The sequence below is a fragment of the Burkholderiales bacterium genome (assembly GCA_013695435.1).
Classification (GTDB): Bacteria; Pseudomonadota; Gammaproteobacteria; order Burkholderiales; family JACMKV01; genus JACMKV01.
In genome coordinates this window covers 1-7,043 of the sequence record JACDAM010000178.1, presented here as the reverse complement: position 1 = coordinate 7,043, position 7,043 = coordinate 1, and the positions used below count along the sequence as shown (strand labels likewise).

Sequence of the window (7,043 nt, the reverse complement as noted above, 5' to 3'; positions counted from 1 at the left end):
TGTTTGGAGTGACCAAACGGCGTCGCCGGCGCCTTGCCCTGCACCCGTCTCTCCCCCGCCGCACGTATGGAATTAGTGTAAACAGGCCCTAATCACCGTGGTTTGCGCAGCATTGGAAAGAGAGGTGGCGATGTCCCAGCCTGAATCGTTCCGAGCAATTCAAACCCGTGCCGCTCATAGAGCGGAATATTTTTCGGGTTGGTGGATTCAAGGTAGGCAAGGCCGCCGTCACGGTCGCACGGGATAAGTGCGTGCTGCATCAGCGCCGAGCCGAACCCTTTACCTTGTTGAATCGGGTCTACGCCCATGAGCGGCAGATACCAGTGCGGCTCGTTCGGGTGATAGCGACCCATCTGTTCCAGCACCGCAAATACATCTTCCAGAATCTCCTTGGGCACGGTGCCCTGCAGTATAGACATCATCGTGTCTTCGTCGGGCTCGATACCCGGCGGGAGCCACAGCGCCGCGCCGGCGTAGCCATCAATGATGTACGCGCTCCCGTTTGAGAATGCTTTGCCGCCGAATGCCTTCATAAAGCGAGGGAAAGACGCGAGGTACTGGTGCGGATCGCGCCACGACCAACGCGCGGCGGGATCCGCGCCGAACGCCAGCACAATCGCGTCAATGGCGGCGGCTTCATCGGCTGCCGTAGCGGTTTTTATGATAGTCATTTTCACGCCCCGATCAGTTCTTCAGCCGATACCCGGTCCTGAAAATCCACCACACTGCGGCGAGGCAGATTGCGAAGAATGCCAGCGTCATGGTCAGGCTCATGCCCACGCCGACATCCGACGTCTCGTAAAAGCTCCAGCGAAAGCCGCTGATCAGGTAGACCACCGGGTTGAACAGGGTGACTGTGCGCCATGCCGGCGGCAGCATGTCGATCGAATAGAACGCACCGCCGAGGAAGGTCAGCGGCGTGATGATCAGCATGGGGATGAACTGAAGCTGCTCGAAGCCTTTCGCCCAGATGCCGATGATGAAGCCGAACAAGCTGAAGCTCGTCGCCGTCAGTAGCAGGAAAGCGATCATCCAGACCGGATGCAGAATCTGGATCGGCACGAACAGCGACGCCGTGGCGAGGATGACCAGGCCCAGAAGGATGGACTTGGTCGCCGCCGCGCCAACATAAGCGAGGACGATTTCGAGAGAAGACACCGGCGCTGACAGGAGCTCGTAGATCGTGCCAGTAAACTTCGGGAAGTAGATACCGAACGAGGCGTTGGACAGGCTTTCGGTGAACAGCGACAGCATGATCAGCCCCGGCACGATGAAGGCGCCGTAAGACACGCCGTCCACGTCGCTGATGCGCGACCCGATCGCCGCGCCGAATACCACGAAGTAAAGCGAGGTGGTGATGACCGGCGCAAACAGGCTCTGCCACAAAGTGCGCGCGAATCGCGCCATCTCGAATTTGTAGATCGCCCAGACGCCGTAGCGGTTGAATGCCAATGTGTTCATCCTCGCGCTCCCGTGCGTTCGCTCACCAGGCTGACGAAGATATCCTCGAGCGAGCTTTGACTCGTGTTCAGATCCTTGAACGCTATCCCCAGATCGCTAATGCGCCTGAGCAGCGACGGAATGCCGGTGCGCTCGTCGTGCGTGTCGAAGGTGTATTCCAGTTCGCTCCCGCCGTTTTTCAGCGCCAGCCGCCACTCGGTTAGCTCGACGGGAATCGCAGTCATCGGCTCCTGCAGATGAAGGGTGAACTGTTTCTTGCCCAGCTTTTTCATCAGCTCGGTCTTTTCCTCGACCAGGATGAGTTCGCCCTTGCTGATCACGCCGATGCGATCGGCCATCTCCTCGGCCTCGTCGATGTAATGCGTGGTCAGAATGATGGTCACGCCGCTCTCGCGCAAGCCTTGCACCAGCGCCCACATATCGCGCCTCAACTCCACGTCCACGCCAGCAGTCGGCTCGTCGAGAAACAGGATGTGCGGTTCGTGCGACAGCGCCTTGGCAATCATCACCCGCCGTTTCATGCCGCCCGACAAAGTCATGATTTTGTCATTGCGCTTATCCCACAAGGACAGATCGCGCAGCACTTTCTCTATGAACGCCGGATTCGGCGCGCGCCCGAACAAGCCGCGGCTGAAGTTGACCGTCGCCCACACCGTCTCGAACGCGTCGGTCGTCAGCTCCTGCGGCACCAGGCCGATTTTCGATCGCGCCGCGCGATAGTCGCGCACGATGTCGTGGCCGTCCGCGGTCACCGTCCCCGTCGTCGGATTGACGATGCCGCAAATGATGCTGATGAGCGTCGTCTTGCCCGCGCCGTTCGGGCCCAGCAGCGCGAAGATCTCGCCTTCGCGTATCTCAAGATCGACGCTCTTCAGCGCCTCTAAGCCGGATGCATAAGTCTTGGTCAGGTTCGAGATGGAGATGATGATCGGCCTCTGTGCCGCCCTGGCGGGATCGCCGTCGCCGCGCGCGCTTGCGCCGGCGCGCGGGCTCCCGGATTCATCGGGATTTTTGGCTGGCAGATTCACGAGGGGGGAACCTTGGATGAAGTTGGCATATATTTCCGTTCGGCCCCCGATCAAAAACATTCGAGGACAGGCTCTGAGCTCGTCGAAGGCTGTTCATCCTTCGACGGGCTCAGCACTAAAGCTTTTGAACTTACGACTTTTTTTAAGACACCGCACACTAACGCGCCGCGACATGCTCGGGACGAAAGCCCATGCCGATCAGCCGCGCGGGGATGCGGCGCAGAATCGGGAAACGGGCGAACAACCGAAGGACGGGCGGCGGCTTCAGCTTTTCGCCGGCTTGCAGCACGCGCGAAATGATGCGGTTCTGAACCGCGACCTGCAGACCTTGCGTGAGGCGCGTCGGCAATTCCCTTCGTCTTTGTACGCGGCGCAGATGATCGACGCCAAGTTTACCGAGGCGCAAAGGCCCGGCAATCTGGTTCGCGGCCGCGACCGCATCCTGAATCGCAAGATTGATTCCGACGCCGCCGACTGGAGACATCGCGTGCGCGGCATCGCCGATACACAGCAGCCCTTCGCGATACCATTGCTTCAGCCGATCGACGCGCACGCTGAGCAGACTGATATCTTTCCAGTCGCGCAGCACCTCGACGCGATCGCCAAGAAAAGGCGCGATGGCCGCGATGCCGGCGCGAAACGCTTCGATGCCGCGCACCCGAATCTCCGCCATCGCGCCTTTGGCGATGACATAGCCGCATTGCCAATAGTCGCCGCGTTGAATCAGAACAAAGAGCTGCTGCGCGGCGAAGCGTCCCATCGATTGCTCGGGATCGCCGGCACGCCGCGGCAGGCTGAACCACAGCACGTCCATCGGCGCTCCCTGATTTTGCACGGCAAGACCCGCTCGCTCGCGCAAGATCGAGCTGCGGCCATCGGCGGCGACGACCAGATCGGCGCGAATTTCGAGTCGACCGTCCGGCGTTTTCACCTGCACGCCGGCCACGCGCCCGGACTCTTCGACGAGATCGAATGCTGCGCATTGCATGCGCAAATCGAAAGTCGGATAGCGGCGCCCTTCCCTGGCCAGGAAGTTCAGGAAATCCCATTGCGGAATGAAGGCGATGAATTTGCAGCGCACCGGCAAATGGCTGAAGTCGGCGAAAGGAATTTCGGTGTCTTCGATGTACGCGCCGAGTTGATATGTCTTTTGATGCGGCAGCTCGAGAAACGCATCGAGCAGGCCAAGCTCGTACAGCACTTCGAGCGTCGAGGGATGGATCGTGTCGCCGCGAAAATCACGCAGGAAATCCGCGTGCTTTTCGAGAACGATGACGCGGATTCCGGCGCGCGCGAGCAGCAGACCCAGCATCATTCCCGCCGGGCCGCCGCCGGCGATGCAGCACGTGGTTTCGAGTTTTTCCATCATGATTAGGAGCTTGGCGCCCAGCTTGCCCCGGCAGGTATCGAGCAGGGCGGGAATCCGGTAGCTTTTCAACGCCGGCGGTCGATTCCCGCTTTCGCAGGAACGACGGATGAGCTCAACTTCGCCGGCACCCGTTCCGGCCAGCCGCCGGCGAGCGCTTTGTACACGGCGACCAGCGCGGTCGCCGTTCGGGTGCGGCTGCGAACGAAACTGTCCTGCGATTCGAGCAAGGTGCGCTCGGCGTCGAGCACCTGCAGAAAATCGCTAATGCCGCCTTCGAAGCGTCGGCGCGCGAAGTCGGCGGCATCGGCGTTGGCTTGCGCGGATTCGAACAAGCGGTCGCGCTCACGCTGGGCGCGCGTATAGCCCACCAACGAATTTTCCGCCTCCTCCAGCGCCCGCAACACGGTGCCTTCGTACAGCGCCAGATTGGCCTCGGCATCGGCGTCGCTGGCGGCGATGCGCGCACGCACGCGGCCGAGATCGAGAAACGCCCAGCCGATGGCAGGGCCGAAGCCGTAGTTGACGGCGCCGGAGCTGAACAGATCGCCAAGACTGGCCGAGGTCAGGCCCAAGGTTCCGTTCAAGGTAACGCGCGGGAACAGATCCGCGGTCGCCACGCCGATACGCGCGGTGGCGGCGGCAAGACGCCGCTCGGCGGCCTGCACATCGGGACGGCGGCGCACCAGTTCGGATGGCGCGCCTACCGCAACTGCGTCCGGCAGCTTAGGCAGTGGCTGTTCGGAATCGAGTTCGGCTTTGAGTTGTGCGGGTCCGCGGCCATTTAGAACGGCCAGGCGATGCATGGCGGTGCGAACACCCGCCTCCAAAGCAGGGATGCGCGACAGCGTCGCTTCGAGCAGGCCGCGGGAACGCGCCACGTCGAAGTCGGTCCCGGCGCCGGCATCGCTGCGCGCCAGAGTCAGCCGCAGCGTTTCGCGCTGATTGTCTGCGTTGCGGCGGGCGACATCGAGTTGCTCCTGCTGGCCGCGCAGTTCGAAATACGTGCGCGCGACTTCGGCAGCGATGCTGACTTGCGCCGCGCGCAAATCGGCCGCTGATGCGTCGACAACGGCTTCCGCGGCCTCGATCGATCGGCGCACGCGGCCGAAAAAATCCAGCTCCCAGAACGCATCGGCGCCGAGATCGTAAAGGCGAAAGTTGCGATCGCCTCCCACCGCGCCGAACCCCTGGTCTTCACTAATGCGGTTCTCGGTGGCGGCAGCACCTGCCGTGACGGTCGGATAACGATCGAAGCGCTGCAGGCCGGCGAGCGCGCGCGCCTGGTTCAGACGGGCGAGCGCTACGCGCAAGTCGTGATTGGCGGCGAGCGCGCCTTCGACGAGCCGCGTCAGTTGCGGGTCGTCGAAGCTGCTCCAGAATTCGGCGACCGGCTGGGCATCGGTGTAAACCTCGCCATTCATTTCATCGAATGCCCCCGCCAGCGATGGGTCTCGGCGCTCATAATCCGGCCCGACCGCCGCGCAAGCTGCGAGCGTAAGCGCCAGCAGGGCGATGCTTGTCTTTGCGAGGAGGGCTTCGCCCGACGAAGCAATCCCGATGTTGACGAACCGACGGGATTGCTTCGCGTTCGCTCGCAATGACACGGCTGGAGTTTTCCTTCGATTTACCGGAATCAGCTTAAGCACCTGGCGCCTCCTGTGGTCGAGCGCCCGCTGGCAAAGCGGGACGGTCACGGCGTCGCGAAAAAAGCTTGCGCACCGTCACGTAAAACACCGGCGTCAGGAACAGGCCGAACAAGGTAACGCCGATCATGCCCGAGAACACCGTGATGCCCATGACGCGGCGCACTTCTGCCCCCGCGCCGCTCGACAGCACCAGCGGCACCACGCCGGCGATAAACGCCACCGAAGTCATCACGATCGGCCGCAACCGCAGGCGGCACGCTTCGAGCGCCGCTTCGACGGTGCCGCGACCCTGGTGTTCGAGTTCGCGCGCGAACTCGACGATCAGAATCGCGTTCTTGCAGGCGAGCCCCATCAACACGACCAGGCCGATCTGCACGAAGATATTGTTATCGCCGCCCGTCAGCCAGATGCCGACCAGCGCCGACAGCATGCACATCGGCACAATCAAAATCACCGCGAGCGGCAAGGTCCAGCTTTCGTAAAGCCCGGCCAGCACCAAAAAGGCGAGTAGCACGCACAGCGGGAACACGATCAGATTGGCATTGCCTTCGTTCACCTGCTGGAAGGTCAAATCGGTCCACGCGTAACTCATTCCCGCCGGCAGGATTTGCGGCGCCATACCGGCAATTTTGGCGATGGCTTCGTTGGAGGACATCACGCGCGGATCCGCTTCGCCCAAGAGATCGGCTGCGGGATAACCGTTGTAACGGATCACCGGATCCGGACCGTACGTCTGGCTGACTTTGACGACGCTGCCGATCGGCACCATCTCGCCCGCGCTGTTTCGCGTGCGCAGCTTCAGCACGTCCTCGGCCTGATCGCGGAACGGCGCATCGGCCTGCGCGTACACCTGATAAGTGCGGCCGAAGCGCGTGAAATCGTTGACGTAGGTAGAACCCAGGTACACCTGCAAGGTTTCGAACACATCGGTCAATGCCAACCCCTCCTTCTTCGCCTTGGTGCGATCGACGTCGGCGGTGAGCTGCGGGACGTTCGACTGATAGGAGCTGATCGGAAAGCCCATGCCGGGCACTTGCGAGAGCGCGCCGGACAGCGAGGTCACAGCGTTTTGCAACTCACCGTAGCCGAGCCCGGTGCGATCCTGCACATATAGCGCGAAGCCCGAACCGGCGCCGATGCCAAGGATGGCCGGCGGCATGAAGGCGAATGCGAAGCCTTCCTGGATAGACTGGAACTTGCCCGTCAATTCGGCGACGATTTCCGGCGCCGGGCGCGTGCGCTTGTCGAAGCTTTCGAGGCCGAAAAAGATGGTGCCGGTGTTCGGCGTGTTGCTGAACTGCAGCGCGTTCAATCCGGGGAAGGCGACGGCGTCGATCACGCCATCGGTGGCGAGCGCCATATCGCTCATCTTGCGCACCACCGCTTCGGTGCGATCGAGCGAGGCGCCTTCGGGCAGCTTTAAGCCGCCGATCAAATAAAGCTTGTCCTGCGTCGGGATAAACCCACCGGGCACGGCGCGAAACATGAAGAACGTGCAGCCGATCAGCACCGCGTACACGGCCAGTATGAGCGGCGCGC

General features: G+C 62.1%; 6 protein-coding genes. All 6 read right to left on the bottom strand.

What is annotated here, in order from left to right:
- Positions 1-92 precede the first annotated feature (92 nt).
- The gene (locus H0V78_09090; protein ID MBA2351923.1) at positions 93-671 is read right to left on the bottom strand and encodes a GNAT family N-acetyltransferase; all 579 of its coding nucleotides are present in this window, start codon (positions 669-671) and stop codon (positions 93-95) included.
- 13 nt (positions 672-684) lie between these two features.
- Positions 685-1,461: an ABC transporter permease gene (locus H0V78_09085; GenBank protein ID MBA2351922.1), complete on the bottom strand. Its 777-nt coding sequence runs from the start codon at positions 1,459-1,461 to the stop codon at positions 685-687.
- Positions 1,458-2,549 (bottom strand): ABC transporter ATP-binding protein, encoded by a 1,092-nt coding sequence (locus H0V78_09080; GenBank protein MBA2351921.1) that lies wholly within the window; start codon positions 2,547-2,549, stop codon positions 1,458-1,460. Before H0V78_09080 ends, H0V78_09085 begins: the two co-directional genes overlap by 4 nt.
- A 97-nt stretch (positions 2,550-2,646) precedes the next feature.
- Positions 2,647-3,858, bottom strand: coding sequence for an FAD-dependent oxidoreductase (locus H0V78_09075; GenBank protein ID MBA2351920.1), 1,212 nt, complete (start codon positions 3,856-3,858; stop codon positions 2,647-2,649).
- Positions 3,859-3,923: 65 nt separating this feature from the next.
- Positions 3,924-5,411, bottom strand: coding sequence for an efflux transporter outer membrane subunit (locus H0V78_09070; GenBank protein ID MBA2351919.1), 1,488 nt, complete (start codon positions 5,409-5,411; stop codon positions 3,924-3,926).
- A gap of 85 nt (positions 5,412-5,496) precedes the next feature.
- A partial coding sequence (locus tag H0V78_09065) for an efflux RND transporter permease subunit (protein ID MBA2351918.1) occupies positions 5,497-7,043 on the bottom strand: 1,547 nt, incomplete at its 5' end.